General features: G+C 47.7%; 25 protein-coding genes. 11 read left to right on the forward strand and 14 right to left on the reverse strand.

Features of this window, described 5'->3' with window-relative positions; all coding sequences use genetic code 11:
• Positions 1-9: 9 nt before the first annotated feature.
• The 3 genes from IDZ20_RS11190 to IDZ20_RS11200 all read right to left on the reverse strand — a co-directional run bounded on the left by IDZ20_RS11190 (position 10) and on the right by IDZ20_RS11200 (position 3,371).
• On the reverse strand, positions 10-2,043 hold the full coding sequence (locus IDZ20_RS11190) for an alpha/beta hydrolase (RefSeq protein ID WP_188151516.1): 2,034 nt from the start codon (positions 2,041-2,043) through the stop codon (positions 10-12).
• Between the two features lie 179 nt (positions 2,044-2,222).
• The gene (locus IDZ20_RS11195; protein WP_188151517.1) at positions 2,223-2,924 is read right to left on the reverse strand and encodes a TIGR01621 family pseudouridine synthase; all 702 of its coding nucleotides are present in this window, start codon (positions 2,922-2,924) and stop codon (positions 2,223-2,225) included.
• A gap of 54 nt (positions 2,925-2,978) precedes the next feature.
• Positions 2,979-3,371 carry a hypothetical protein gene (locus IDZ20_RS11200; RefSeq protein WP_188151518.1) on the reverse strand — a complete coding sequence of 131 codons (393 nt, stop codon included), beginning with the start codon at positions 3,369-3,371 and terminating at the stop codon, positions 2,979-2,981.
• 277 nt (positions 3,372-3,648) lie between these two features.
• Between IDZ20_RS11200 and IDZ20_RS11205 the strand changes: the two genes are divergently transcribed.
• From IDZ20_RS11205 to IDZ20_RS11240, 8 genes are all read left to right on the forward strand, one after another.
• Positions 3,649-4,203 carry a DUF3806 domain-containing protein gene (locus IDZ20_RS11205; protein WP_188151519.1) on the forward strand — a complete coding sequence of 185 codons (555 nt, stop codon included), beginning with the start codon at positions 3,649-3,651 and terminating at the stop codon, positions 4,201-4,203.
• A gap of 272 nt (positions 4,204-4,475) precedes the next feature.
• A complete protein-coding gene (locus tag IDZ20_RS11210) occupies positions 4,476-4,685 on the forward strand; it encodes a cold-shock protein (protein WP_188151520.1) in 210 nt (69 codons plus the stop codon).
• Positions 4,686-5,145: 460 nt separating this feature from the next.
• Complete coding sequence (locus IDZ20_RS11215) at positions 5,146-5,631, forward strand: TlpA disulfide reductase family protein (protein ID WP_188151521.1); 486 nt, start codon at positions 5,146-5,148, stop codon at positions 5,629-5,631.
• Entirely contained in the window at positions 5,628-5,855 is a 228-nt protein-coding gene (locus IDZ20_RS11220) for a DUF4266 domain-containing protein (protein ID WP_188151522.1), read from the forward strand. The genes IDZ20_RS11215 and IDZ20_RS11220 overlap by 4 nt, the downstream gene beginning before the upstream one ends.
• Positions 5,846-7,138, forward strand: coding sequence for a DUF3570 domain-containing protein (locus tag IDZ20_RS11225; RefSeq protein WP_188151523.1), 1,293 nt, complete (start codon positions 5,846-5,848; stop codon positions 7,136-7,138). Before IDZ20_RS11220 ends, IDZ20_RS11225 begins: the two co-directional genes overlap by 10 nt.
• Positions 7,139-7,165: 27 nt before the next feature.
• Positions 7,166-8,077, forward strand: a complete 912-nt coding sequence (locus tag IDZ20_RS11230; RefSeq protein WP_223144952.1) for an FAD:protein FMN transferase — start codon at positions 7,166-7,168, stop codon at positions 8,075-8,077.
• Positions 8,058-8,735: a response regulator gene (locus IDZ20_RS11235; protein WP_188151524.1), complete on the forward strand. Its 678-nt coding sequence runs from the start codon at positions 8,058-8,060 to the stop codon at positions 8,733-8,735. Before IDZ20_RS11230 ends, IDZ20_RS11235 begins: the two co-directional genes overlap by 20 nt.
• 6 nt (positions 8,736-8,741) lie before the next feature.
• Positions 8,742-10,178: an ATP-binding protein gene (locus IDZ20_RS11240; protein ID WP_188151525.1), complete on the forward strand. Its 1,437-nt coding sequence runs from the start codon at positions 8,742-8,744 to the stop codon at positions 10,176-10,178.
• Between the two features lie 21 nt (positions 10,179-10,199).
• Here the strand turns inward: IDZ20_RS11240 and IDZ20_RS11245 are convergent, their stop codons facing one another.
• The 6 genes from IDZ20_RS11245 to IDZ20_RS11270 form a co-directional block, all read right to left on the reverse strand.
• The gene (locus tag IDZ20_RS11245; protein WP_188151526.1) at positions 10,200-11,048 is read right to left on the reverse strand and encodes an SDR family NAD(P)-dependent oxidoreductase; all 849 of its coding nucleotides are present in this window, start codon (positions 11,046-11,048) and stop codon (positions 10,200-10,202) included.
• 89 nt (positions 11,049-11,137) lie between these two features.
• The gene (gene djlA / locus IDZ20_RS11250; protein WP_188151527.1) at positions 11,138-11,944 is read right to left on the reverse strand and encodes a co-chaperone DjlA; all 807 of its coding nucleotides are present in this window, start codon (positions 11,942-11,944) and stop codon (positions 11,138-11,140) included.
• A gap of 20 nt (positions 11,945-11,964) precedes the next feature.
• Positions 11,965-12,657 (reverse strand): DNA-J related domain-containing protein, encoded by a 693-nt coding sequence (locus tag IDZ20_RS11255; RefSeq protein ID WP_188151528.1) that lies wholly within the window; start codon positions 12,655-12,657, stop codon positions 11,965-11,967.
• A gap of 6 nt (positions 12,658-12,663) precedes the next feature.
• Positions 12,664-12,981 carry a hypothetical protein gene (locus IDZ20_RS11260; protein ID WP_188151529.1) on the reverse strand — a complete coding sequence of 106 codons (318 nt, stop codon included), beginning with the start codon at positions 12,979-12,981 and terminating at the stop codon, positions 12,664-12,666.
• Between the two features lie 43 nt (positions 12,982-13,024).
• Complete coding sequence (cysS, locus tag IDZ20_RS11265; RefSeq protein ID WP_188151530.1) at positions 13,025-14,401, reverse strand: cysteine--tRNA ligase; 1,377 nt, start codon at positions 14,399-14,401, stop codon at positions 13,025-13,027.
• Positions 14,402-14,576: 175 nt separating this feature from the next.
• Complete coding sequence (locus tag IDZ20_RS11270; RefSeq protein WP_188151531.1) at positions 14,577-16,229, reverse strand: glutamine--tRNA ligase/YqeY domain fusion protein; 1,653 nt, start codon at positions 16,227-16,229, stop codon at positions 14,577-14,579.
• A 226-nt stretch (positions 16,230-16,455) separates the two neighbouring features.
• Here IDZ20_RS11270 and IDZ20_RS11275 point away from each other — a divergent pair, with 226 nt between their 5' ends.
• Both IDZ20_RS11275 and IDZ20_RS11280 read left to right on the forward strand, forming a co-directional pair.
• Positions 16,456-16,950: a peptidylprolyl isomerase gene (locus IDZ20_RS11275; RefSeq protein ID WP_188151532.1), complete on the forward strand. Its 495-nt coding sequence runs from the start codon at positions 16,456-16,458 to the stop codon at positions 16,948-16,950.
• A gap of 17 nt (positions 16,951-16,967) precedes the next feature.
• Positions 16,968-17,714 (forward strand): UDP-2,3-diacylglucosamine diphosphatase, encoded by a 747-nt coding sequence (locus IDZ20_RS11280; protein WP_188151533.1) that lies wholly within the window; start codon positions 16,968-16,970, stop codon positions 17,712-17,714.
• A 47-nt stretch (positions 17,715-17,761) separates the two neighbouring features.
• On the opposite strand, the gene IDZ20_RS11285 is transcribed toward IDZ20_RS11280, so the two are convergent.
• The 5 genes from IDZ20_RS11285 to IDZ20_RS11305 form a co-directional block, all read right to left on the reverse strand.
• Positions 17,762-19,663: a sensor histidine kinase gene (locus IDZ20_RS11285; protein ID WP_188151534.1), complete on the reverse strand. Its 1,902-nt coding sequence runs from the start codon at positions 19,661-19,663 to the stop codon at positions 17,762-17,764.
• A 37-nt stretch (positions 19,664-19,700) separates the two neighbouring features.
• Complete coding sequence (locus IDZ20_RS11290) at positions 19,701-21,104, reverse strand: ABC transporter substrate-binding protein (RefSeq protein ID WP_188151535.1); 1,404 nt, start codon at positions 21,102-21,104, stop codon at positions 19,701-19,703.
• A 77-nt stretch (positions 21,105-21,181) separates the two neighbouring features.
• A complete protein-coding gene (locus IDZ20_RS11295) occupies positions 21,182-21,778 on the reverse strand; it encodes a MiaE family protein (RefSeq protein WP_188151536.1) in 597 nt (198 codons plus the stop codon).
• A gap of 40 nt (positions 21,779-21,818) precedes the next feature.
• Complete coding sequence (locus IDZ20_RS11300; RefSeq protein ID WP_425443428.1) at positions 21,819-22,277, reverse strand: DUF1289 domain-containing protein; 459 nt, start codon at positions 22,275-22,277, stop codon at positions 21,819-21,821.
• A 41-nt stretch (positions 22,278-22,318) separates the two neighbouring features.
• Positions 22,319-23,092 carry a CBM9 family sugar-binding protein gene (locus IDZ20_RS11305; RefSeq protein WP_188151538.1) on the reverse strand — a complete coding sequence of 258 codons (774 nt, stop codon included), beginning with the start codon at positions 23,090-23,092 and terminating at the stop codon, positions 22,319-22,321.
• A gap of 575 nt (positions 23,093-23,667) precedes the next feature.
• On the opposite strand from IDZ20_RS11305, the gene acnB reads away from it, so the two are divergent.
• Complete coding sequence (gene acnB, locus IDZ20_RS11310; RefSeq protein ID WP_188151539.1) at positions 23,668-26,292, forward strand: bifunctional aconitate hydratase 2/2-methylisocitrate dehydratase; 2,625 nt, start codon at positions 23,668-23,670, stop codon at positions 26,290-26,292.
• Positions 26,293-26,465: the final 173 nt, after the last annotated feature.

The raw sequence follows: 26,465 nt of genomic DNA on the forward strand, positions 1-26,465 counted from the left end.
ATAAAGTATTTAATGACAGTCTAGACCAACTTGACTTAGATCGGAGCGCGCTTTGAAACTAACCTCCGAACCTACAATCAAGCCTGCTGCTAAAGTTGTTTGCGCCGCAATCCAATTGGACAACAGGTCTTGCTTGCAGCCCTCCGACATAATCACACTATGGCCGACACCCTTGGCTTCTATCAGCAATGATTGAGGTAACTGCAACGCCAGAGATTGCGCCCAACTCAAAGGCGTAACAGGATCGAGTTCACCGGCGAGTAATAGCGTAGGAAGATTGGCATAAGCGGCATTCAAGGGCTGATACTTATTACTAAAGACAGGCAAAGCGCATACATCATATTGCCTTGCCAGTCGTAATTCATTACGCCACTCGGGGTAAGGCGCGATTGCCGTCTCGAATATTTCACTCGGCTCGACGCCGTTATCGATACACTCCGTCGCAAAAAAAACTAAAGAATTAAAGTAGGGGTCAAAGCTCGACGCAATAAAAATCTCCAGCACCAATACCAGCCGGTCCAGCTGCTGGTTTCGCCAGCTGGCAAAATGAACAGCGTCCCCTTTCCATTCCTGCGCCAACGTTGCCAAGGGTATTTTGTGACTAACGTCAGTATCGCTTGCACCACTCTTAGATATTGGACTTGTTAATGCCGAGGCTGTTATTTCAAAACCGGAACTTAACCTTGCCGTCATTTCAACAAGCTGCTCTAAACCCTGCTGAAAAATCTTTGCGGTGTCCGGGTCGTAAAGAGAAAAAGTAAGTAAAGCTAATAAACGATTACGATTCAACCTAAGCGGAATGCGCGGATCTTCAACGCTCGCAGTATTTTTAAAACCCGATAAATGACGCGCTAGCGGCGGCGACAGTTTGTGTAGCGGCGCACGCTGGGCATTCAGAACCCAGCTGTCATCTTGAGCCTGTAAATTCCAATTTTCGATGCGAAAATCCAAACTAGAATTTAATTCTCGAAACTTTAATTCATTAGACTTTAATTCATTAGACTTTAATTCATTAGACTTTAATTCATTAGACTTTAATTCATTGGAATTTAATTCACTAGAAGCAGCCCCACCGCTGCGTTTACCTGGCCGTTCGAGTTCATCGATTGCAGCTTCAGCATAACGATAAAGTTCTGCAAAGCTCGTAAAGCGTCGCTCATCGTCTTTAGTATAAAGCGTCTCGTGGAGTTCCATAGAGTGCTGCAATATCGCCCCCCACTCACTCTGTTTGCCAAACTCAAACGGATAGATGGAATCCAATATTAACGATGTAATGTTAAACGGCGGGGTATCTGGCTGAAGCTTAACGGCCAGCTGGGTATCTGTTGTAGAATTTAGCTTTAACTTCGACTCAAATTCGGCAGCCGCCTGCAACACCACTCGACTACCGTATGATACACCCCAAAGATGATAATCTCGAAAGCGCAGCGCCGCCATTAGTGCCAACAAATCTCCCGACTGCTGGGCAGTAGCAAAAACGCTGAGTCCCTTGTTTGTCTCAACCGTATCCGTTTCGGGATTAGTACTTGGTAAATTCTCGTATTGCGAATTATTAATGGCAGTAGTAGTTGCATCTACATCTATAGGTATGGCGAATACGTGATTTGAAGTCGTATTAAACGGTGCTGCGGCAAGCATACGATCGAAGGACGCTAGACATTTATTTAAAATGGGTAAACTTTGGCGCAACTCCTCGGCATAGCTTAAATTTAATCCAATCATCCGCAGTGACGCTAACTCGTATTCATCACAACGCCACGACGGCAAGCTACCTTTGGTACCGCGACTACCGTAAAGCACCATAGCCTGATTCAATTCCGAAGCTTGATACCAATCCAACCACGATTGCACGCTCGCCGATGAAAATAAACCGCCCTCACCCGGCCCGCCCGTAACCAGCACTAACGCAGAATCGGTCACCGCAGCCTCAAACTCAAAAGTCATCACCGGCAGTAAAAAACCTTCATGACTTAACCAATAACACTTAACAACGAGGTCTCGTGGTATTGCCAAATCTCGCGTTTGGCAATCGTCTGTCAACAAAGAAAAATGAGCGCTTGATAGTGAATTCTCTTGAGGAACCGAAGACTCGAGTGCGTTAGTGTTTACAAATTTGAACGAGATAATTACAACGAAACAAGCCGTGACTACAACACACGCAACAATGAGAAACGTGCGGGGAACTGACCTTAACACAGCCTGGCATAGGCTTGAAAAACCCATTAAACCTGCGGCCAAGGCTGCGTTTCAGGAACCGCTAATTGCTCTAGTAATTGACTGCAAGCACCGGATTTAAAATGTTCGCCAAGATCTGGGTCACAGCGAAACTGGTAGCTCTTCCCGTCCAGTTCGAAAGCAAGCTGCCAAGCGTGGAGGTAGGCGCGATCAGATTTATCGGCGCCATAGCGCGTATCGCCCAGTAGAGGTACACCCAGGGATTTAAGTGCAACTCGCAGTTGGTGCGTCTTACCTGTATGGGGTTTTAGTAGGTAAAGCCTAAGCCCCGGGGTTAGCCCAAAACTAAAAAACTGCGTAACCGCTGGGTTTTCAACACTGCGCAACAACTTCCAACTACCATTGCGCGCTGCCCCCATATCACCGCGCACCAAGCCTTGTTTGCGCAAAGGCTTCTGAGCGGCAATAGCCAAATAATATTTTTGGATCTGACGCTGGCGAAACGCCTCGGACAAACGCTTATTGGCGCTAGAACCTCGTGCAATAAGCATAAGACCAGAGGTTATCCTATCCAACCTATGACAAAGATACAGCTCAGGCTCCGCTAACTGTTCTCTTAAGCGAGAAAGCAACCCTGGCTCACGCTCGCCAGCCTCGCCCTGCTGATCGTGTACAGCGACGCCCACAGGCTTGTCGATCACCCAAAACTGTGCTGTTTCGGCGACGATTGGAATTTGTAACTCAGGCATAGAGAGGCTCGCTAGGTAATTCATTGAATGGTATTAGGCGTTGTTTAGACGAGATTAAATGGGCTCGTTGTCGGTCTCTTTGCCAGATTCACCGCCCGGCTTCTGATTAGAATCAAGATCGTCATCAAAGCCTTGCTCTAACTCCTGCTCGAACTTCTCGCCCAACTTTTCCATCTCGCCCTGAAATTGCTCAATTAAAGCCCCCCAGGTATTGCGTAGTGTCTTTTGGGAATGGTCAATGATACCGTCGACTGTTTGCTCTTTAAGGGCCAGCTTCTCCTGCTCTAGAGCAACTACCTGCTGCTCTAGTGTTTGAGCATGAGTTTGCATCCGCTCTAAATCCGCTTGAACTTGTGCTAGCTCGGCATATGCGCGGTAATATTGAACGCCTGCAACTAGCGCAATCCCCGCGACTAACACTAGTGCGTAACTCTTTAGTTTTTCCATGTTTTTATCCTCTTGTGTGGGCTCTTGTGTACTTTACCGTATATTCACGCGCCAGCTCCTGACTCCAGCTCCTGACTCCAGCTCCTGACTACAGCCGAGCATCACCTCAAAAGCCTGTTATTTGTCTTGCTAGCCACTCGTTTAGCCACGGTAAGTGTTTGATCTTCAGGCCGGCAAGATATCCTATTCCCAAAAACAACGCACCCGCTGAACTATACAATTCAACTGCTTCTGCCCTAACATAGACAACCGCTTTTTGATTGACCAAGGTATAGTTATGAAATTCCGCGTTTTAACACTACTCGCGATTACGTCCTTCACCCTGCTTTCCACAATCACCACACTGGCGATTGCCGAGGACGATATATTGGGCAAGACGCTTGCACAACACGAATCTGGGCCAACGGTGCGCGAGCTAAATTGGTTAAACAAAAACTATTTAATGAAACAGCGTAATAGTGTCGACGCACTTACCCGCGCGCACTTCGGCTCCCAAATATATGGCAACCGATCAGACTTGGCACTATTACAGCGCATAGTTGATGAAAACCTGATTGAAGCTAGCGATACCAGCCAACTACAAGCACTAGGCGTAGTGCTTGGCGATGTGTTAGCGAAAGAAAATAAAGAATTAGTATGGATGGTCTACGAAGACGAACTCGGCCCAACGCAGTCTATTTGTGTCGCCAAAACTAAACACTGTTTATTTCCGGTTACGATGTTATCGCGACGTATGGAAGTGGGCATAAAGCCAAACGTAAATAAAGTTTTTAACGATGCATTAGCAGAAATGAAACCCTTCCTACCCAAACTTCCTTATTCGGTTAACTAGACAATCATAGGGCGAGCTTTCCCCTTTTTTGTCACGCAAAATAAAATTCTTGTCCGCTCTACTAAAAATCGCTTTAAATTTGGTCAAATTTTTAGCGATTTGCCATATTTCTGTATTGTGTTCGTCATAGAACGGGCCTAGAATCGGCCGTGGGATTTAAGAAAACGCTACGCGGTTGCTGTTATTCACGCTTACCTCTAGCGCAGTCTTAGTTACTCATTAAACAAAAGTTTCAACATTACGTTGTATTTTCGAAAGGTTAAAGCAAGACAATGTCAGACAAATTAAATGGAACCGTTAAGTGGTTCAACGAAAGTAAGGGTTATGGGTTTATCAGCCGTGAAGGTGGAGCAGACCTATTTGTTCATTTCAGCAATATTCAGGGCAACGGTTTCAAAACTCTGAAAGAAGGTCAAGCAGTTACCTTCACAGAAGGCACTGGTCAAAAAGGCCCGCAAGCCGAAAATGTAGAAGCTATTTAAACCATAGCTTTCCGCGCCCTGCTCCAATACGGGGCGCGCTTTACATTCTAAAATTTAACCTAGTCTTTTTTAAGAATAGTTGATTTCGTTTTTCTTTAATGCCTGTTAAAGAAAATTCGATCGCCGTTTTTAGTTTGATTTAGTTCCGCTCGTTTATCGGCAGCATTGCAACACAGCTGTTGACCAACAGTATCCCCCCTCCCTTACCGTCAGCAATACTTCTAATAGCAATTTCTAATAGCTATGATAGTGAGCGCACTCTTTGTCGCCACTCTGGCGAACTCCCCAGTAAATCTACAACCGCAATAACCATCAGTTATAAACCAACTATCATGCTTAATGCCGCCGGTATCACTCACGCGACAAACACCCGTCAACGACTCCTCAACAACGTCATTAAGGTTCCCTTAAGATTCGCCGACTAATCTAGCATCCACTCTACCTTATCTTGGATGAAAAGATGCAATTCAAACACCTACTCCTCGCTCTCGTGCTCAGCCTAAGTCCTTTAGCTAAAGCGCAGGATTTTGCAATAACCTCAACAGAATTCAACGGCAACCTATCAGACCTCAAGGGCAAAGTTGTTTACCTAGACTTCTGGGCGTCTTGGTGCACCCCATGCCGCAAGTCTTTCCCTTGGATGAACAGTATGGTTTCACGCTACGGAAAAGATGGCTTTGTAGTCATAACCGTAAACGTGGACAAGGAACCCGAACTCGCACAGCAATTTTTAAAGGATGTACCCGCCGATTTTGCCGTGGTCTTCGATCCGGAAGGCAATATCGCTAAGCAATACGACATTCTCGGCATGCCCTCCAGCTTTTTAATTGATAGAAGTGGAAAAATTCGCATTGCTCATACCGGCTTTTTTAGTCAAAAAATCCCCGCCTACGAGCAGGAAATTATTCAACTGCTAAACCCAAATACACTGAAGGTGAAACTATGATTTACCTGCGCACAGCGTCCTTAACAGCCGCTCTACTAATACCTTTACTCGCGGGATGCAGCCATCTTGGTGTCTCCCCATGGGAGCGTGACCTCCTGGCAAAATCAGAAATGAATCTAGATGCCGAGGGAGTAGATTTAACCCTCGACGATCACGTCTACTTCAGCAAAGAAGGTACTAGCGGCGGCCGCGCGTTTGCGGGTGGAGGTTGTGGATGCAACTAGGTAAACACAAAAAAATCAGCCACTTGCTTTCCGCCGCTGCCTGCACTCTCGTGGGCGGCGGTGTACAGGCTGAAGAAATGCTGAAAGACTGGGATATTGATACCGCCGTGCTGATCTACAACGAAACCGATCGTGTATCCGCGATGGAAGGTGTTGTTCAAGCCACAAAAGATTTCGGCGAGGGTCACATCTTCAGCGGCAAATTGGTGGTAGACAGTTTAAGCGGCGCATCCGCGAACGGCGCGCTACCGCAACCAGAAGCACAAACCATGAGCCGTCCTTCCGGCAAGGGGCAATTTGAAACCGCCGCAGCTGAAACACCGCTGGATGATACCTTTAAAGACACACGAGTCCAGATTAACGGACAGTGGACGCAACCGCTTATGACTGACTTGCGCGCAAGTGGTGGATTACATTTATCGAAGGAATTCGATTACCAATCAATTGCCATCAATGGCTCACTAGCAAAAGATTTTAACCGCAAAAACACCACGCTATCTGTTGGCTTCTCGCAAGCGTTCGACCAGATAAGCCCTCATGGCGGCCGCCCAGTCGCGCTATCGGATATGGTAATCGATAGCGGACAATTCGCTACAGATCAAGATTATTGGGACGCGTTCGATGCAACCCGCCAGACAGCTGGCGAAGACACCAAAAACACCACCGACCTTGTGCTAGGACTTACACAGATTATAAATCGCCGATGGATTACCCAATTTAATGTGGGTATTTCCGATGTTAGCGGCTACATGACCGATCCATTTAAGGTTGTTACCCAAGTTGACGATCAAGGCAACGCAGTGGCGCAAACTTATGAAAACCGTCCGGATTCGCGTAGCAAAGCGTTTTTCTTTGCCCAATCAAAAGTGCATCTGGACAAAAATATTCTCGACCTATCATACCGATACAGTCAAGATGACTGGGGAATCGATAGCCATACCCTTGAATTACGCGATCGTTTCTCGCTCGGCGGCAAAAGCTATCTTCAACCGCACCTGCGTTACTACCAGCAAACTGCGGCAGACTTTTATCAACGCTATCAACTCTCAAGTACCGCGCTGCCAGATTACATGAGTGCCGACTATAGGATTGGCGAAATGAGCGCTTACACAATGGGATTAAAGTACGGACGTGAGCTCGAAAATGGCCATGAATTCAGCCTCCGTTTCGAGTACTATCAACAAAGTTCTAGCGGCCCAAGCTCCGATCTACCGGCGCTAAATGGCTTAGAGTTATACCCAGAAGTAAAAGCCGCCTTCTTGCAGCTAGGGTATAGTTTTTAAGTCGCAATACACTTTAATCCATAAGAAATGATGACTGGGACTTTTACGCTTCATTCGCAGGGACAAGGCACAAGCATTAAATTCAATGCTATGGCCAGCCCCTGCGAGCTGTTAATCGACACTAAAGATCCCTCACTCGTGCAGCAACTAGCGACCCTTGCCACCAACCAAGTTCGCCGAATCGAGAATACCTACAGCCGCTATCGCGACGACAATCTTTGCCACCGTATCAATACCAGCCAAGGTCACCCCGTCACCATCGACAACGAGTGTTTCCAATTACTCTGCTACGCCGATCAGTGTTTTCAACTTTCCGATGGAATGTTCGATATTAGCTCCGGCATATTGCGACGCGCTTGGCGATTTGACGGCAGCGACAAGATCCCAAGCCAAACCGATATCGATACGCTATTGCCGTATATTGGCTGGCAAAAAGTAGAGTTCGGCGAGAGTTTTATCAAGCTGCCATTGGGTATGGAGATCGACTTTGGCGGCATAGGCAAAGAATTTGCGGTAAGCCTAGTCGCGCAAAAATGTCGTGAAAGCGCGCCTGAAACTTCAGTAGTGGTAAACTTTGGCGGCGATATAGAAATATCTCGCCCGAAGCACGACCTCTCTCCTTGGATGATCGGCATCGAAAAACCCGACAGTGAAAATGAAGCCGAACAGCTAATAAAAATTGCCGCCGGAGCACTGGCCACGAGCGGCGACGCGCGCCGTTTTCTTCTGTATAAAGGCGTACGCTATAGCCATGTACTCAACCCAAAAACAGGTTGGCCGATAATCGATGCGCCGCGCTCAGTCACCGTTGCCGCTAGCCAATGTATTCAGGCCGGTAGCTTAGCAACAATTGCACTGCTCCACGGCAACCGCGCAGAGGAATTCCTCAAAGCGCAAAATGTTCCCTACTGGTGTTCTCATGCGAATTCTATTAATTGAAGATGACCAACTGCTCGGCGAAGGTATTTGCAGCAGCTTAAAGTATTTTAGCTATACCGTAGACTGGCTTACACAAGGCAAGCCCGCGCTCGCAGTACTAACATCACAAAACAGCGAATCGTTTGATCTCGTGATTCTTGATCTAGGCTTACCCGATATTGATGGTATCGAGCTATTGAAGAAAATACGAAGCAGCCAAAATACCGTGCCGGTTCTAGTGCTAACCGCACGCGATCAAATTGAAGATAAGCTCGACGGGCTTAATACCGGTGCCGACGATTACATGGTAAAACCCTTTGACGTGCGCGAACTCGACGCCAGAATTAAAGCACTGGTGCGGCGTAAAAGTGGCAATAGTTCGGAACAGATTGTAATAGGTAAAACCACCCTTGACTGCAGCGCGCGCAAACTAAACTGTGCTGACAAAAACTTTGATTTAACTCGACGCGAATACCCCATTATTCGCGCATTCTTCGAAAATCCCGACAAAATATTTTCGCGTGAAAAATTAGAGTCGCAATCTTACGGTTGGAGCGATGAGGTCGAAAGCAATGCTTTAGAGGTTCACATCCACAACATTCGAAAAAAGCTCGGCAACAACGCCATCAAAACCATTCGCGGCGTTGGCTATATGCTAGTTTCAAACAGTCTCGGCTAACTCTTTATGCGCTCAATAAAACTACGGATAACGCTGAGTATCGTAATCTGCTTAATCGCCGCTAACTTTGCTGCCGGCTACTACATAGTTGTGGATACAAAAGAAGAGCTTACCGAGCTATTCAATGCCGAACAGGCACAGCTTGCGCGCATTATTGACAGCATCATTGCCCGCGGAATATCTTCACCAGAAGATATCGCCTCTATTGCCGATGTCGCCAACATCAATGAAGACCGCTATTCAAACAGCGGCCACCACTACGAGAAAAAGCTCGCGTTTCAAGTTTGGGACAAGGAAGGCAATCTATGGATGATGTCGCGTAATGCACCTCTCTATCCGCTCTCAGCCCAAACGCCGGGATTCAGCAAAATACAATACGGCGATGCTGTATGGCATATTTTTTCGCTCTACTCATCGGCAAGCAGCTCGTGGATTTACACCGCGCAACGTGCTGAAGTTCGCGACGAGCTCATAGGCCTGATAATTTTAGACCTTCTCATCCCACTATTATTTATCACGTTAATCGTTATCGCTGTTGTCACTATCTGTGTACATCTTGGCACCCTACCAATCAAACGCTTTACCGCCGCCTTACAGGAGCGCGATGACACTAATCTAGCCAGCCTAGACACCCAACTTCCCGCAGAACTGGAACCTATTCGCCACGCAGTTAACAATCTTTTACGACAAGTGAATGAAGCTTTGAATCGCGAACGCAGTTTTAATGCCGACGCCGCGCACGAACTACGCACTCCACTCGCAGCGCTGCGAGTACACGCGCAAAACCTTCAGCTTGGCCAGCAAGTTTCCGGCGAAACCGCAAATGCAGTAAACAAAATTATTTTAAGTATCGACAAAATGGTTCACACCGTAGAGCAGCTACTACTCTTAAACCGCCTAGACGCGCACCGACTGTACGATCTTGCCGATTCAGTAAACCTTGCCAGTCTCACGCGTGAAACAATTGCCGAACTACCCGCAGCAGCCCTTTCAGATTACGATTTCGAATTGCAAACACCAACCTCAACCACAACTAGCCGCGACGAAGCTAGCGACGAAGCTAGCGACGAAGCTAGCGAAGAAGAGTGGAACGAAGCGGTGCTTTCTATTCGCGGCAACCACAACTTATTGCGCAACCTCGTACGCAACCTCATAGAAAACGCCTACAAATACAGCGCTCACAACACGGCCATTAAAATTGCGATTGAAATATCAGATAAGTATTTAACCCTGACCGTAATCGACCAAGGTCCGGGCATGACCGATGAACAAAAAGCGAACGCGACCGATCGCTTTTACCGCGTTTCTGATCGACAACAATATGGAACAGGCTTAGGGCTTTCTATTGTGATGAGAATTGTCACACTGCATAAGGCCGAACTCTCGTTTAACGATAATCCAGATGGACATGGTTTAGCGTGCAGCGTAAAGTTTTTACGGTAAGCGCAAATCTAAACACCTAAATTAACGAGATACGCGAAGAAGAAAACGGTCCATCCAACGAACCGGCAAGACAATATTCAGTAGCGCCATTAGATAGGTGGGAAAGGTAACAAAGTAACGTGCTTTTGGCCGTTTAGACTCCAACGCGTGAATCAGCTTATCAACCACTGCCGATGCGGGAAGCGTAAATTTAGACGCAGGACCAACTTTATTTAAGCGTTCTAGAGCATAGCTATAGAGTTCTTCATGACGACTTTTTGAAAAATCGATATGCTCTTGCATCGCCGCCAACGCATTTTTACGGAAATTTGAGGTTATTGGGCCGGGTTCGATTAACACGACTTTTACATTAGTATCGGTAAGTTCAATACGCAACGTATCGGTTAAACCCTCAAGTGCAAATTTACTGGCATTGTAGGCACCACGCATTGGCATCGCGGTAAAACCCAACACTGAGCTATTTTGAATAATACGAGCGTCGTCGAGTTTTAGAAAATAAGGCAACAGCTTTACGGTAAGTTCATGGGTACCAAACAGATTAGACTCGAACTGATGTCGCAACGCATCGCGAGTTAAATCTTCCACCGCACCTGGCAAGCCATAGGCCGCATTGTTAAACAACGCGAACAACTTACCGTTGGTAATGGCGACAACCTCGCTCACAACCCGCTCAATATCAGAACTGGAACGCATCTCCAATAGTAAGACATGCTCAATACCGGCATCGACTAGAGGCGACCGATCCTCATCACGGCGTACCGTCGCTATCACCCTATAACCACGTTGGTGCAACGTCAGTGCCGCACAAAGACCTATTCCGCTGGAACAGCCGGTAATTAAAATTGCTTTCTGGCCCTGATTGTTCGCCATGAGCTAGTCAAAACACTCCATTAAAAAAATTGAGGGTGAATGGATATATCGTCAATTGCTTAGACAACTTTTGCCAACCAAAGTCTCAACTACTTTTTTCTTTGCTTACGAATAAGTTCGTAGGCCGCTTGTATTTCCTGTGCCCGCTCGGTGGCTACTTTCACCATATCTTCTGGCACACCTCGGCCGGTAAGTTTATCGGGGTGGTATTCGCTCATCAGTTTACGATAGGCTTTTTTCAGTTCGGGATCAGTCACGCTAGACTCTACGCCTAACGCTTTATAGGCAAGTTCAAGTTCGGAGGCACTGTTGTAGCTACCTTGCTGACCGCTGCTGGAACCACCGCCACTTCGATAAAAATGCGTTTGTGCCCGTACCATTCCCATTAAGTGGTTAAATGCAAAGCGCGAGTAACCTAGGCCGCGAGCAATATCAAATAGCAACCGCTCTTCTTCTTGGTGCAACTCTCCATCGGCGTAAGCAAGGGTGATTAAATATACCAACAGGATTTGTTTTAGATCCCCGTAAGGGCCGCACACCTTGGCAAAATTTGCTATGCATTCCTCTACCGAGAAGTCTGCCGACGAGCCTTTTTTGAATAGCTCTATCGCTAACTTCCGTCCTTCTGCACTCAAGCCCATTTTGGTCATCATGGCTTCGGTGCCACTAATTTCTTCTTGTGAAATTCGACCGTCGGCTTTCGCTATTTGGCCTAACAAGGGAAATACCGTTTCGAATAGAGCGCGTTCAACCTGGGCACGCTTTTCTGGATTAAAACTACCCTCCAGACTTGCCCGCCCCTTGTCGAACATGTGCCCGACTAAAACACCGGCTATCGCCCCGAATGGCCCAAGCGTATAAAAACCTATGGCTCCGGCTATAATCTTTCCTATCACGTGCAATAACTCCCAAATCTCTAGGCTTTCGCCCCATAACGTGTTTTTAATACTTCGTACGCGGAGGTTACCGCAACAAACTGGTCAGCATCACCACCGCGATCGGGGTGATGTTGGTGCGCCAAGGCTCTGTATCGCGTTTGAATAATCTGCCAGTCGACGGTTGTTTCTGGCAGTTCAAATACTTTCAGCGCCTCGTCAATGTCATCTTGCGATTCAAACCTACGCCAGAAACTGGCCATAAGCTCTGCGACATTTTCGGCGTTAGCTTCGCGGTAATGCTTAAAGTCTGTGTAGAAGCGTCGTAATTCAGCGCTACTATCACTACTATCTATGGCTTTGCTAGTCGCGCAGTCTAAACCGCTCGGCTCGCCAGAAACCACTTCTACAGTTTCAAACGAAGCATGCAATTCCACACCAAACGCCGTCGGCCTGAGCCGATAGCGTAAATCATCAAGCTCCTGCAACATAAAAAAACTATTACGTAATAAATAATGTTTTTGGAACAATGCCAGCAATACGTCTTCTGCGAATACTATTGGCAAATGTTTGAACACGAAAACCATCAGATCGTGCTCGCGAATTAATACTGGCGACGATACTTTTATATCTCGCTGCTGCCAACCTTCGTCCAAGAATTTCTGTACAAGCAACCTGATCTCTACGACGGGAAGCGTTGCGGGTATCTCACCGCTTGAATCAAGCGTCGGCACTACAACCTACTCAGTGCCGGAATCATCAAGTGCAGGGACGACTAACTTGACGTCTTCAGTTGAATCACTGGCTGGGCCAGGGTCAACCTGCGAAGGAATGACCATAGGCTTTTCGATATGGCTTGCATCAACCTCTAGACAGTCACGAGAAAAGGTTTGCATATCTTTTTCTGTCCACTCGGGATTGGGCTTGTCTAGCATAAGGTCACACTCGTCTTGACTGAGTGTTGGTTCGCTACAGGCGACAAGCAGACTCAAAAAAAACAAGGTTATAGGTAACGAAAATCGTTTCGCCCAAGCACCATCAAATAGGGTTGTCTTCATATACTTCTCAATCGTTTTAAAATACTGACGCACGGTAATAGCGCTACTCGCGACGCCATTTAGTGCCTTCGCGCGAATCCTCTAGGACAATACCTTTAGCTTTGAGTTCTTGGCGAATTTCATCGGCTCGAGCATATTGCTTGTCGAGTTTAGCCTGTTGTCGAGCGGCGATAGCGTCTTCTATCCAAGTGCTGTCTTCGTCGGTATCCCCCTGAAACCAAGCTTCTGGCTCGGCTTGCAACAATCCCATCAAGCTCCCTAACTGCAGCATGGTGGCTTTAGTTTCAAACAATTGCTGTTCGCTATACTCTTCTGGCTTATTTAGAATTTTGGCCAATTGATGTAGCTCACTAATCGCGAGCGGCGTATTTAAATCGTCAAGCAAAGCGATGTAACCGGGATTATCATTTAGCTCGACAGCACCGGCTATGACGGTATTCGTTTTACGCAACGCGCTGTAAAGTGAATCTAAACTCGACTTCGATTGCTCAAGCAATTCGTAAGAGAAATCCAACCCCGAACGGTATTGGGCGGAAAGCAGCGCAAAGCGAATCACCTCGCCTGGGTAACGTTCCAGCAGTTCACGTACGGTGCGAAAATTGCCGAGCGACTTTGACATTTTTTCGCCATCGATATTGATGTAACCATTGTGCATCCAGTAGCGAACATATTGTTCTCCGTCATGTGCGCACTGGCTTTGAGCCAGTTCATTTTCATGATGAGGAAAAATAAGATCGCGGCCACCGCCATGAATATCAATGGTATTGCCAAGATGTTTTTCGATCATCGCCGAACATTCCAAATGCCAGCCGGGACGACCGCGCCCCCAAGCACTGCTCCAGCCCGGCTCGTCATCATTACTGGGCTTCCACAAAACAAAATCCCCGCCGTAGCGCTTATAGCTTGCGACTTCAACCCGGGCGCCTTCTAACATATCTTCCAATGCGCGATTGGAAAGCTTGCCGTAATCACTCATAGATTTCACATCAAACAATACATGCCCTTCAGCTTCATACGCGTGTCCGCGCTCTATCAAGGCCTGAATCATGGCTAACATTTCGTCAATATGATCGGTTGCATAGGGAACAATTGTTGGCTCGAGTGTATTTAACTCTGCCATGTCCAAACCGTATTGCTCTGCGAAATAGCTTGAGAGTTCGCCGATTGAGCGCCCTTGCTCAACCGCAGCCTTCATAATTTTATCGTCGATATCGGTAATATTGCGGGCGTAAATCACCTGCGGATAAAGTGAATTCAACAAACGGAATAAAGTATCGAATACCACCACCGGGCGAGCATTACCTATGTGTACAAGGTTGTAGACCGTCGGGCCGCAGACATACATTTTGATGCAGTCTGGATCGATGGGCTGAAACAGTTCTTTTTTGCGCGTCGCGGTGTTATAAATTTTGAGCGTCATGTGATTCCGGATTTGGTCGGCCGGTACACGCTGTGTACCGGAAAATGAATTATTGTTTTAAGCTAATCTCTGTCGCCCATGTTTAATTGAGCGTAATTTAAACTGCGGCTATCCCTAGCCGAGAACCGTTGTTTAAACGCAGTGGCATCCGTAACCCGTGCCTTAACCCACGTCATTAACCTACAAAAGTATCGCGTAAACTAATAGTGCGATTGAAGACAAGTTTACTATCGTCTAAATCGCGACAGAAATAGCCCTCGCGTTCAAACTGAAAGCCCTGCCCTGGCGTCGTTGCGCTTAAACCAACTTCACCCTTACAGTTGGTTTTTACAACTAAGCTATCGGGGTTAATACAACTGAGAAAATCTTTGCCTCCCGCATCTGGGGCAACATCATTAAAGAGGCGATCATAAAGGTTAACGGTAAAGTTGGCGCACTCGTGAGCAGCTACCCACTGGATAACACCTTTTGGTTTAACGCCATCTTCTGGATCATTGCCGACTGTGCCCTCAATAATTCGAGCACGAACTTCAACAATTTCACCCGCGGCATTTTTAATTGCCTCGTCGGCTTCGATTACATAGGCACTGCGTAAACGCACGCGCTTACCAATCACTAGGCGCTTATATTTTTTGTTGGCCTCTTCGCGAAAATCGTCAGCTTCAATATACACTTCTCGACCAAACGGCAGCTCACGTGCAGGCAAATCATCACGATTAGGATGCCCCGGCGCCGTCAGTCGCTCAGTTTTATCTTCTGGATAATTGGTCAGCACAACTTTGAGCGGGTTGATGACACACATCGCTCGCGGTGCATTTTTATCGAGGTCATCGCGAATGGCATGCTCCAACATGGCAACATCGACCACGCCATCTGACTTGGTAACACCAATCATTTCACAGAACTTACGCAAAGCGGCTGGGCTGTAACCGCGACGGCGATAACCGGCGATAGTCGGCATACGTGGATCGTCCCAACCATCAACATGGCCTTCGTCTACCAACTGCTTAAGTTTGCGCTTAGAGGTAACAGTGTAATTTAGATTCAAACGACCAAATTCATACTGCTTAGGTTTCGCGGGTACAGGTAAGTTTTCGATCAACCACTCGTAGAGTGGACGGTGATCGGCAAACTCGAGGGTACAAATAGAGTGAGTAATGCCTTCGATGGCGTCTTCCTGGCCGTGGGCGAAATCATAGGTGGGATAAATACACCACTTGTCACCGGTTTGATGGTGATGCTGCTTGCGAATACGATACAAGATTGGGTCGCGCAAATTAATATTGCCGCTGCTCATATCAATTTTTGCACGCAGTACGCGGCTACCTTCGTCAAACTCGCCGCACTTCATTCCTTCCAGCAGACTAAGGTTTTCTGCTGCCGAACGCTCACGATAGGGGGAGTTTTTGCCGGGTTCCGTTAGTGTACCGCGGTATTCGCGCGCTTCATCCGCAGATAAATCGCAAACATAGGCCTTACCCGTTTCGACAAGATGCTGAGCCCAGCTATACAGAGTATCAAAATAACTCGATGCATAACGCACCTCACCAGCCCAGCGATAACCAAGCCACTCGACATCTTTCTTTATTGCTTCAACATACTCCATTTCCTCTTTTGCTGGATTGGTGTCGTCAAAACGCAAATTACATTCGCCGCCAAAGGTTTCGGCTAGACCGAAATTTAAACAAATCGATTTGGCGTGGCCGATATGTAAATAGCCATTCGGCTCTGGGGGGAAACGCGTTACTAGCTTTTTACACGCACCTTCGGCCAAGTCTTTTTTAATGATTTGCTCTAAAAAATTTAACGGCTTTTCTTCAACACTCATATTCGTGTAACTCGCTTCTCTGAAATCTGTTTATGCACCCTGTACAATTCCCGTACAACGTATAGGCGACCGGCCCAATGCATGTTATTCCCACACTCTACGCGGTTTATATCGACCGGCAAAGCGCGTATTATAGCCGCCTTCCCGCACCTTACGCAGGCGAAATTTGCCAATTCCCGTCGCATAAGGCTGATAGGCGAGACTAATTTCAACACAGGACTCCAAAATGATTACATTGCACACAAACTTCGGTGATATTCAAATTGAATTGGATTTTGAAAAGGCGCCTAAAACTGCCGCCAATTTCAAACAATACGCCGAAGATGGTTTTTACAGCGGTACCATTTTTCACCGTGTAATCAACGGTTTTATGGTTCAAGGCGGTGGCTTTGACGAAGATATGAACCAAAAGCCCGTGAAAGACCCCATTAAAAATGAGGCCGACAACGGCTTAAAAAATGATACTGGCACGCTAGCCATGGCCCGCACTATGGACCCACACAGCGCAACCGCACAGTTTTTCATCAACATTAAAGACAACGACTTCCTTAACCATAAATCAAAAGATAGCCAAGGCTGGGGTTATTGTGTGTTCGGCAAGGTGGTTGATGGCATGAGTGTTGTCGACAAGATTAAGGGCGTTAGTACTGGTCGCCACGGCGGTCACCAAGATGTCCCCAACGAACCTGTTGTAATTGAATCAGTCACTGTAGCGGAATAAGTTAAGCGATCCTTTCTATGCCCTCTTACCTTATTTCAGACTTACATCTCAGCCCCGAGCGCCCGGCGATTGCCGCGGCGCTTGAGCGGTTTTTAACCAAAATAGCATTCGACGCGAAAACAATTTATATATTGGGTGACTTTTTTGACGCCTGGATTGGCGATGATGAAGACGAGGCGTTTTACCTAGAGATACAAACACGGCTACGCGCAGTGGTTGATCGTGGCGTAGATGTCTACTTTCAGCACGGAAATCGCGACTTCTTAGTAGCGGAGGCCTTCGCAACAGCAACCGGCACCAAGCTTTTAGATGAAGAAACGGTCGTTACCTTGGCCGGCCAGCGGGTGCTGTTAATGCACGGCGATAGTCTGTGTACGGACGATCAGGAATATCAGCAGTTTCGCCAGCAGGTTCGCAGCCCCGCTTGGCAAGCACAAATCCTGCAGCTGCCACTCGCTCAACGGCGCATGATGGCACAACAACTTCGCGCCCAAAGTAGCTCGATGAATGCAATGAAAGCCGAAGATATTATGGATGTGAATGCCGAGGCCGTCGCTGCAGCGCTCAGTCGCAATGACGTTAAGACCCTTATTCACGGTCACACCCACCGCCCAGCGATACACCGGCCCGCGTGTGATTCTAGCAACCTACCAACCGCCAGCTGCCGATATGTGTTGGGTGACTGGGAACAGAAAGGTTGGTATCTCAAAGCGGATAATGAGCGATTAGAGCTAGTCGATTTCGAGATTGAGATTGAGATGTAACGAACAAGTATTTAATTGGGTTTCATCTCTCACTACAAGATAGCGGTCTATTCCTGGTTGGAGGCCGCAACCACGTTATCTTGGTTTACCGCTGAACCTTTGAAGCTAAAGGGAATCGTTAAAACAAACTGACTACCGCTGCCAAGCTCACTCTCTACGTATATGCTCGCACCGAGTAGGTGAGCAAGGTTTGACGCAATAGACAAGCCTAAACCCGTACCTTTCCCCACCTTAAACCGAGAATTATCGTCAAACTGTTCAAAGCGTTTAAATAAGCGTTTTTGATCAGCGGGAGAGATACCTACCCCCGTATCCACCACCTGGATTTCCGCAGCTGTGCCATCCGAAGTTGTACTGACCTCGACAGAAACAGAACCACACTCGGTGTATTTAATAGCGTTAGAAATTAAATTTAGCAGTATTTGGGTTATACGAGCAGGGTCAGTCTCGACCGGCGCTAAGCTCTCAACAGCGATACCCATCCGCAACCCTTTATCCTCTGCGGCGGGGGCCAGCTGACTAACCAAATCTCTGCACAACGCCACCAAGTCAGTCTCTACAATCTGTAGATCTAACTTGTTAGCCTCTATTTTACTGAGGTCAAGAATATCGTTAATCATGACTAAGAGGTGGCGTCCATTGCGCTCGATAGCTTCTAAGGCTTTCACCTGACGCGACTCAAAGCTAGGTTGTTTTAACAATCTTACCGTAAAGCCAATAATGGAGTTTAGTGGTGTACGTAACTCGTGGGACATATTAGCCAAGAACTCGGTCTTAATCGAAAGCGCTTGCTCAGCTCGTTGTTTCTCTCGGGTCAGCGCGTCATTTAGATCGCGCTGCTCATCGACCATTTCTCGAGTTTTACTCAACAGTTGTGTGGTTTGCTCATTTTTCTGTTTGAAAACGTTGGCGGCAAGTGCCAACATACCAATCTCATCGCGACGGGAAAGCTCTGGAATATCGCCAACCTTCTGACCATCTGCCAAGCTAATAAACACTTTAGTGATGCTTTCAATCGGGCGAGTAATCCGCAGAAAAAAGTAACCCGCAACGAATGCACCAACAAGAATACCTACAACCGAAAGTAAAATACTCCAAAATCGCTGTTTCTGTAGAGCCATAGCTACGTGTTCACGCGCTTCTTTGGCGCGGCTTCGATATATTTCGTCTAAGTTTTCCGCGTGGTATAAAACCTCATTAGCGGAACCTGCCATTACTACATTAATCACGTAAACATAATGGCGTGTAATCGAGACTACTCTCAAAAAATTGTCTCTATACTCATCAAACTGTTGGCCGCGTTTCGTCTTTTCCTCATCTGAAATGTGTTCCCTCTGCAGCTGTATTGACGCCAAGTTTATGTAGTTTTTGAAATTCTCGATATGGGACAGATCATATGACGTCAAATAGGAAAGAGACGAATTATGCGCGGACAATATGGCATTTTCTAACTTTAACTCTGTCTCCACATCGCCAGCTACCAGCGGCTCATCGGAGGAAAACCAACTGCGTTCAAACGACAAATGCCGTTCGATATGCGACTTACGCTCCCTGCGCATCCCTACGACTAAATCGAAATTACTGCGATACTCAAATAAATGAGTCCCCATAATATCGAGTAGGTCTGCGTGCTCTGCAAAGGTACTCATCTGCGCTAAGCGCTTAATCCCTGCATCAATCTGATCGTAAAAGTGCTCAACATTATCAACCGAACTTTGGCTCGCGGTTTCTTTAAACACTAATACGTTGCGCTGCAGGTCTACCACATTGCGCTCAACAACACCTATTAATCCGGCGACCTCTTCCTGTTCAATAAGGTTAGTCAGCGAGGCATTAAAAAGTGTGTGGGAAAGTGAATAGAAATAACTCAAGCTGACCAAAGGTAATACTAATAGCGAAAACGCAAAGAGTATCTGCACTTTGATTGAATAGAGTTTGTTTTTTTTCATCGGTTTGGCTCAGCAGCTCGCCATAGTAAAAGAGACGTTAATTGGTAATAAATTCATACCATTTCTGCAAACTGTAATCATAGGTTGGCATAACCGTATTCCACACGGCAACGTTACTAAAACGCTTTAGGTAAGACCCGCCAGTACGGATATCGCCCGCTCTCACAGCTATATTACCGTCTGTACCGCGCAACTCTTTTTTGCTTTCCTTACCGTCGTACCAGTAGGCCCACTCATCTGCGCTTAGCAACTCACGGGAACGCTCTGCATTTGAAATGTAGTAACCTTGACGTGCGATAAACGCACCAGGCCAACCCGATTGCCACCAATTCATATAATCGTAAGCCGCGTCGGCAACATGGCCCTCGGCTTTCGAGGACAAACACATAACACCATGCCAGCCGCGATACCCTTCTTTGGGTGCCGCGTAGACTACAGGTACATTTAAGCCGTTAAGTGCCGATACCGCAGGGGAAAACATACTTTCCAGCACCACTCGACCGGTTTTCATATAGTTTACGGATTCGGGAACCGAGTTCCAAAAGCCCGCAAAATGGCCGCGCTGCTTCTTCTCGGCCAATACTGAGAACAGCTGATCCAGCTCCACTCTAGACATTGCGCCAATATCGTTAAACTTAACCAAGCCTTGCGCTTGTGCTGCAAGCGCCAGATCAAATAGGCCAATTGTAGGCGCATTCACGATACCGACCTTGCCACGATAGCGATCGTCTAACAGCCAACCCCAGCTTTCGGTAGTATAGGGAACACCGCGTGGAATTTCGTTTAAGTTGTAGCCGAAGGAGTCAACGTTATGGACGTAGGGAAGAAAACTAAGGTTATCAGTCGAGTTAGAACCTAACCGCCCATCCGGCTGCACGTAAAGTAATTTGTAGGGCGCATCACCCGCACCCAATTTTGCCTCGGGTGTTAGCTTTCCGGTTTTCGTCAATGGGTTTACCTCACCCCAATGATTCAAGCGCGTTTTGTCGATTGGCTGAATGGTTCCCGCCTGCCAAAGAATGTTAATGCTGTTGGACCACTGCTCGTACAAATCAAAGCTGCTGGGCATTAATGACGCTTTTTGGAGTACCGCTGCGCTTCCCTTGGCTTCATAGATAATATTAATACCTAAATCTGCCATAGCACGCTGACGCAACTCTTCTTGCAGGGTCACGTGAGTACCCAGTACGCGGAGTGTTACCTGTTTTTTTGCATAGACAAAGGGGGCTTTAGACGCGGCGAGAGCTACGCCAACACAGGCTCCAGCCTGCTTGAGAAAACTACGCCGACTCGGCTCAGCGACAATGTCGGACGAACCGCATGCTACATCGCTCGGTGCTTTTAACGAAACAGGCAATGAATCAGCGAATGAATCAACTAATGGGTCAACCGGCTTGAGTGAACGACTGACTGCGGCGTTAAGCAAGATATCCTTCGGCATATAAATCTACACTCCAATTAAGTAGGCGGCTCCCGAGGGCTGCACGATACGTAAAAGTGTAGTCGATATCCGAGATGTCAGCTTGGAACACCCGAATGAAACCTAAATTCAATATCAGCAGATTCCACTAACTGCTTTTCTCGGACCAAGAATAGATTGACCCGATCGTTGATATCGGCGTCACCAGCAGCTTTTTTAGCGAGGGTTAAATAATCCCGGAAATGACGTGACTCTGACTTCAACAAGGAGAGATAAAACGTCTTTAATTCTTCATCTAAATGAGGAGCAAGTTTTTCAAAGCGTTCGCAAGATCGGGCCTCGATGATAGCGCCAACAATAAGCGTATCGATTAGCCTGCCGGGTTCGGAGGTGCGTACCGGTTTGCGCAGTTCCGCCGCATAGCGCGCGGCAGTCTCTTGGCTATAGGCTATACCACGCTTTTCCATAAACGCAATTACCTGTTCGAAATGCCGTAACTCCTCTCGAGCGAGGCGTGACATTTTGTTTAGCAATTCAAAGTTATCAACGTAACGATACATCAAATTTAACGCCGTGCTCGCGGCTTTCTTTTCGCAATTGGCGTGATCAATAAGCAGCAAGTCTGGGTGCTTTAAGGCGCTGCTAATCCAGTCGTCTGGTGTTTCGCACAAGAGAAAGTCATGGATAGTTTGCATAGATTTACCTTTGCACCAAAAATTAAAAGTTTAGCGTGAATTAGCGGCTTTGATGAAACAAGAAATAGCGTTCGTAATGTGCGCACGAGAGGGTAAAAAAATCGGCATCAATGGCATCGCGCAATTCGACTAAGGGACGATCGCGCCATTCCGGCATCAACTTGCAACCGTAATCGGAAAGGTCTCTAATTTGCCCAGCGCCCTCTTTCAACAAATCAAATACCCAGGTGTAAGGATTTTTTTTGCCACCGGTACGTACCTGCTGGAGCTCTACACCTTGCTTTAATAGTTGCTCATCCAAAATCAATAACTTGGCCGCTACCACCTGCGCCAACAAGGCTTCAATGCGACCCATAACGGCTAGCTTTTGATCTTCGCTATAACCATTCCAGTCGATCACCTCTTTGGTGAAACGCTTACATCCACGGCATACCGAATCACCGATACCCGTGGAGCATACGCCAATACAGGGCGTTTTTACTGTCGAGAGTGTGTTAATCACGGTTACTACTTTTACCTGTGAATTAAATTAGAAAACGACTACTTTTTTAGGATCAAACGACCAAATACACTTGCGTCAATCCAGCCGCGATTGCGGTCGCCGTTGACCGGAGCAATATCTTCGGAACCGAAGAAGTTCTCGCGCGCTGGGCCGCCGTCGTTATCGCAATAGGCCATCATAAAGCCAAGCTCTTTACCGGCAACAAGCTTAACCGGCTTGGCTTTTTTATCGCCGTCGATAAAGCTATCGGCAAACACCTTGATCTCGACTTCCCAGGTAGTGGTAGTGCCAGAACGCTTCCAAATACTAGTGACATGATCGTTGTAGAGGTGCGCTTTTTTGTCTGGCCCGGAATCCACAACTTGATTGTCCAAAGCAATATGGTATGCAAAAGCATTGTGAGTATATTGATGATCACCGCCTGAGGCGTCCTCATCGACGAAAATTTCTAGCGCTTCATCATCCCAATAATGCACTAACGGATCGGCATGACTATCGGACATGACGTCGTCGGTAATTTCAGCGAGAAGGTATAGTGCCTTGGCCGTCCAAACGACCTTAAAGCGACCACTAAAATCGGCTGCACTCGTCTTTTCACCTAGAATGGTTTGATCTATCGCTCGCCACTCGGCCTGTTGCCATAATGGTTCATCTGATTGCCCGTCGATAACCGGTGCTCGCTTTGCGTGCGGTGCCAGATATTGCGATTGTTCGCCCGCATAGGCGCTACCCGCGACGCCTAGCTGGAGAAAAATAGCACTTAATAAAATACGGTAGAAGCCGCGTTTAGCCGCGCATAAAAACTGTTTCATAACTGTACTCCCTCGTTAGCATCGAATTAGCAAGCTCGTCGCGAGTCGCCAACGGCAAACGCCGCCAATAATGCGAATCTATTCCTCTGACTTACCCCTAATGAGCGCCGCAATATAGACCACCTAGCGTCAAAAATGCCAGTTTTTAGCGCCAAGGTGGAAGAATTGCTATCAGTTCTAAGCCAGACCTACCGAACAATTTACAATTTGCGGTAGAATAGCGGGCCCAAATATCGACCTTTATCTGCTATTGACGAGATATGTGGCTGCGCGGCACCGGTTTTGCACTCAAATGCGATAATCACCGCTACACTTTCTCGAGTTACAGTAGCTTGCGCAAAACGCAGCGATAAGGGATCCCGATCCGCTAGTTTTGACAGGAATAGTGTGAATTTATCTAGCTTAGTAAATAAAATGCTCAATGAATCAATCCATCGATTAACCTGCCAGCAACCGCTAAGCCCTGAGGGCTAAACGATTACTCACTAGAATCAGTACTCACTAAAATTGTCATTTGATAGCCTCGTGCAACAGAATTTGTTGGCCGCGAGTTAACCCATAAGAGGACACATATTGTGCTTGAAGCCTACCGCAACCATGTAGCAGAACGCGAAGCCCTTGGCATTCCCCCTAAGCCGCTCACTCCAGAGCAGGTTTCCGACCTAGTCGCACTACTCAAAAACCCACCTGCGGGCGAAGAAGAGTACCTGCTAGATCTCATAACCAACCGCGTTCCGCCCGGTGTGGATGAAGCCGCCTATGTCAAAGCGGGCTTTCTTTCCGCTATTGCTCGTGGCGACGACAAATGCCCATTAATCGACACAACTAAGGCAATAGAGCTGCTGGGCAACATGCATGGCGGTTATAACATTGTCACACTTGTAGACCTTCTCGATAATACTGAGTATGCCGCGCTTGCCGCCACTGAGCTCAAGCACACCTTGCTGATGTTCGATGCATTTCACGACGTTGAAGAAAAAGCCAAAGCGGGCAACTCATTTGCACAAGACGTAATGCAAAGCTGGGCCGATGCCGAGTGGTTCACACGCCGTGAACCTGTAGCCGAGTCAATCAAGCTTGCCGTATTTAAGGTTACCGGTGAAACCAATACCGATGACTTGTCACCCGCACAAGATGCTTGGTCCCGCCCTGACATTCCACTGCACGCGCTTGCCATGTACAAAATGGAGCGCGACGGTATTACCCCTGAAGAGCCCGGTGTTAAAGGCCCTCTTGCCCAAATCAAAGCACTGCAAGACACCGGTATTCCGGTTGCCTTTGTCGGCGATGTTGTCGGTACCGGCTCATCACGTAAATCTGCCACAAACTCGGTACTTTGGTACTTTGGCGACGACGTTAGCGGTGTTCCAAACAAGCGCGCTGGCGGTATTTGTATCGGCAGTAAAGTTGCCCCTATCTTCTACAACACCATGGAAGACGCTGGCGCCTTAGTATTTGAAGCCCCCGTCGATGACTTAAACATGGGCGACATTATTGAAGTACGCCCCTATGACGGCAAAATTCTGAGTGAATCAGGTGCGGTACTGTCTGAATTTGAATTGCGTTCGGATGTACTCCTAGACGAAGTTCGTGCCGGCGGCCGTATCAACTTGATCATCGGTCGCGGTTTAACCACGAAGGCGCGTGAAAGCCTTGGCCTACCCGCTTCCGATCTATTTCGTCAGCCAACAGCACCCATTGATTCCGGCAAGGGCTTTACTCTGGCTCAAAAAATGGTCGGCCGCGCCTGTGGTTTACCCGAAGGCCAAGGGATACGCGCCGGCACCTACTGCGAACCCCGTATGACGACGGTTGGCTCACAAGATACCACCGGCCCGATGACCCGCGACGAACTGAAAGATTTGGCCTGTTTGGGTTTCTCTGCCGACCTAACCATGCAATCGTTCTGTCACACTGCGGCCTATCCGAAGCCTGTCGATATTGAAACCCAGCACACTCTGCCAGACTTTATTCAAAATCGCGGCGGTGTTTCACTACGTCCCGGCGACGGCATTATCCACAGCTGGCTAAACCGTATGTTACTACCCGACACCGTCGGTACAGGTGGCGATTCTCACACCCGTTTCCCTATGGGCATTTCCTTCCCTGCGGGCTCCGGCTTAGTCGCTTTCGCCGCGGCAACTGGTGTTATGCCACTGGATATGCCCGAATCTGTACTAGTTCGCTTCAAAGGTAAGATGCAACCGGGTATAACCTTGCGCGATCTTGTTCACGCCATCCCCTACTACGCCATTAAAGAAGGCTTGCTGACCGTTGATAAGAAGGGTAAGAAAAACATCTTCTCTGGCCGCATCCTTGAGATTGAAGGCCTGCAAGACCTCACCGTCGAGCAAGCTTTCGAACTATCTGACGCGTCCGCCGAACGCTCGGCTGCTGGCTGTACGATCAAAATGCCGGAAGAGTCTATTGCCGAATACCTGCGTTCCAACGTTGTTCTGTTGCGCTGGATGGTCAGTGAAGGCTACGGCGACAAGCGCACACTAGAACGCCGTGCCAAGAAGATGGAAGAATGGTTGGCCAACCCTGAATTAATGCAAGCCGACGCCGATGCCGAATACACCGCCGTTATTGAAATTGACCTAGCCGACGTTAAAGAGCCTGTTGTTTGTTGTCCAAATGACCCAGACGATGCGCGCTTACTATCTGAAGTGGCTGGCGACAAGGTTGACGAAGTCTTTATCGGTTCTTGTATGACCAACATCGGCCACTTCCGCGCCGCAGGTAAGTTGCTAGAGAAGAACAAAGCGGGTTTAAAAACCCGCTTCTGGATGTCGCCACCGACCAAGATGGATCAGCACACCCTAATGGAAGAAGGCTACTACAACATCTTTGGCGCTAACGGTGTACGTATGGAAATGCCAGGCTGTTCGCTGTGCATGGGTAACCAAGCCCGCGTTGCCGATGGCGCAACCGTGCTTTCTACCTCGACTCGTAACTTCCCTAACCGCTTGGGCGCAGGTGCGAATGTTTACCTAACCTCGGCGGAGTTAGCGGCTGTTGGCGGTATTCTTGGGCGTCTTCCTGAGCCTGCGGAGTATTTGGAATATGCTAAAACCATCGATTCCATGTCTGCAGAAATTTTCCGCTACATGAACTTCGATCAAATCTCTGAATTTGTTAAGGGTGCTGATGAAGGCAAGCGCATTGCTGCCGTTCAGATTGAAGACGTTGTGATGTAAATGGCGTGATTGATTATGTCCGTGGCAGTGCCGCGGACAATTCATAACCTAAAGCCCAGAGGTCTCGGCCACTGGGCTTTTTTATGCGTTTTTTTACCTCTTTCCAAATACCATCTGTTAGCCACCGGCAAACACAGATCAACAATCAATCATTGACTTGCGGCCGGCAAATT

The organism is Teredinibacter waterburyi (assembly GCF_001922985.1).
GTDB classification, from domain to species: Bacteria; Pseudomonadota; Gammaproteobacteria; order Pseudomonadales; family Cellvibrionaceae; genus Teredinibacter; species Teredinibacter waterburyi.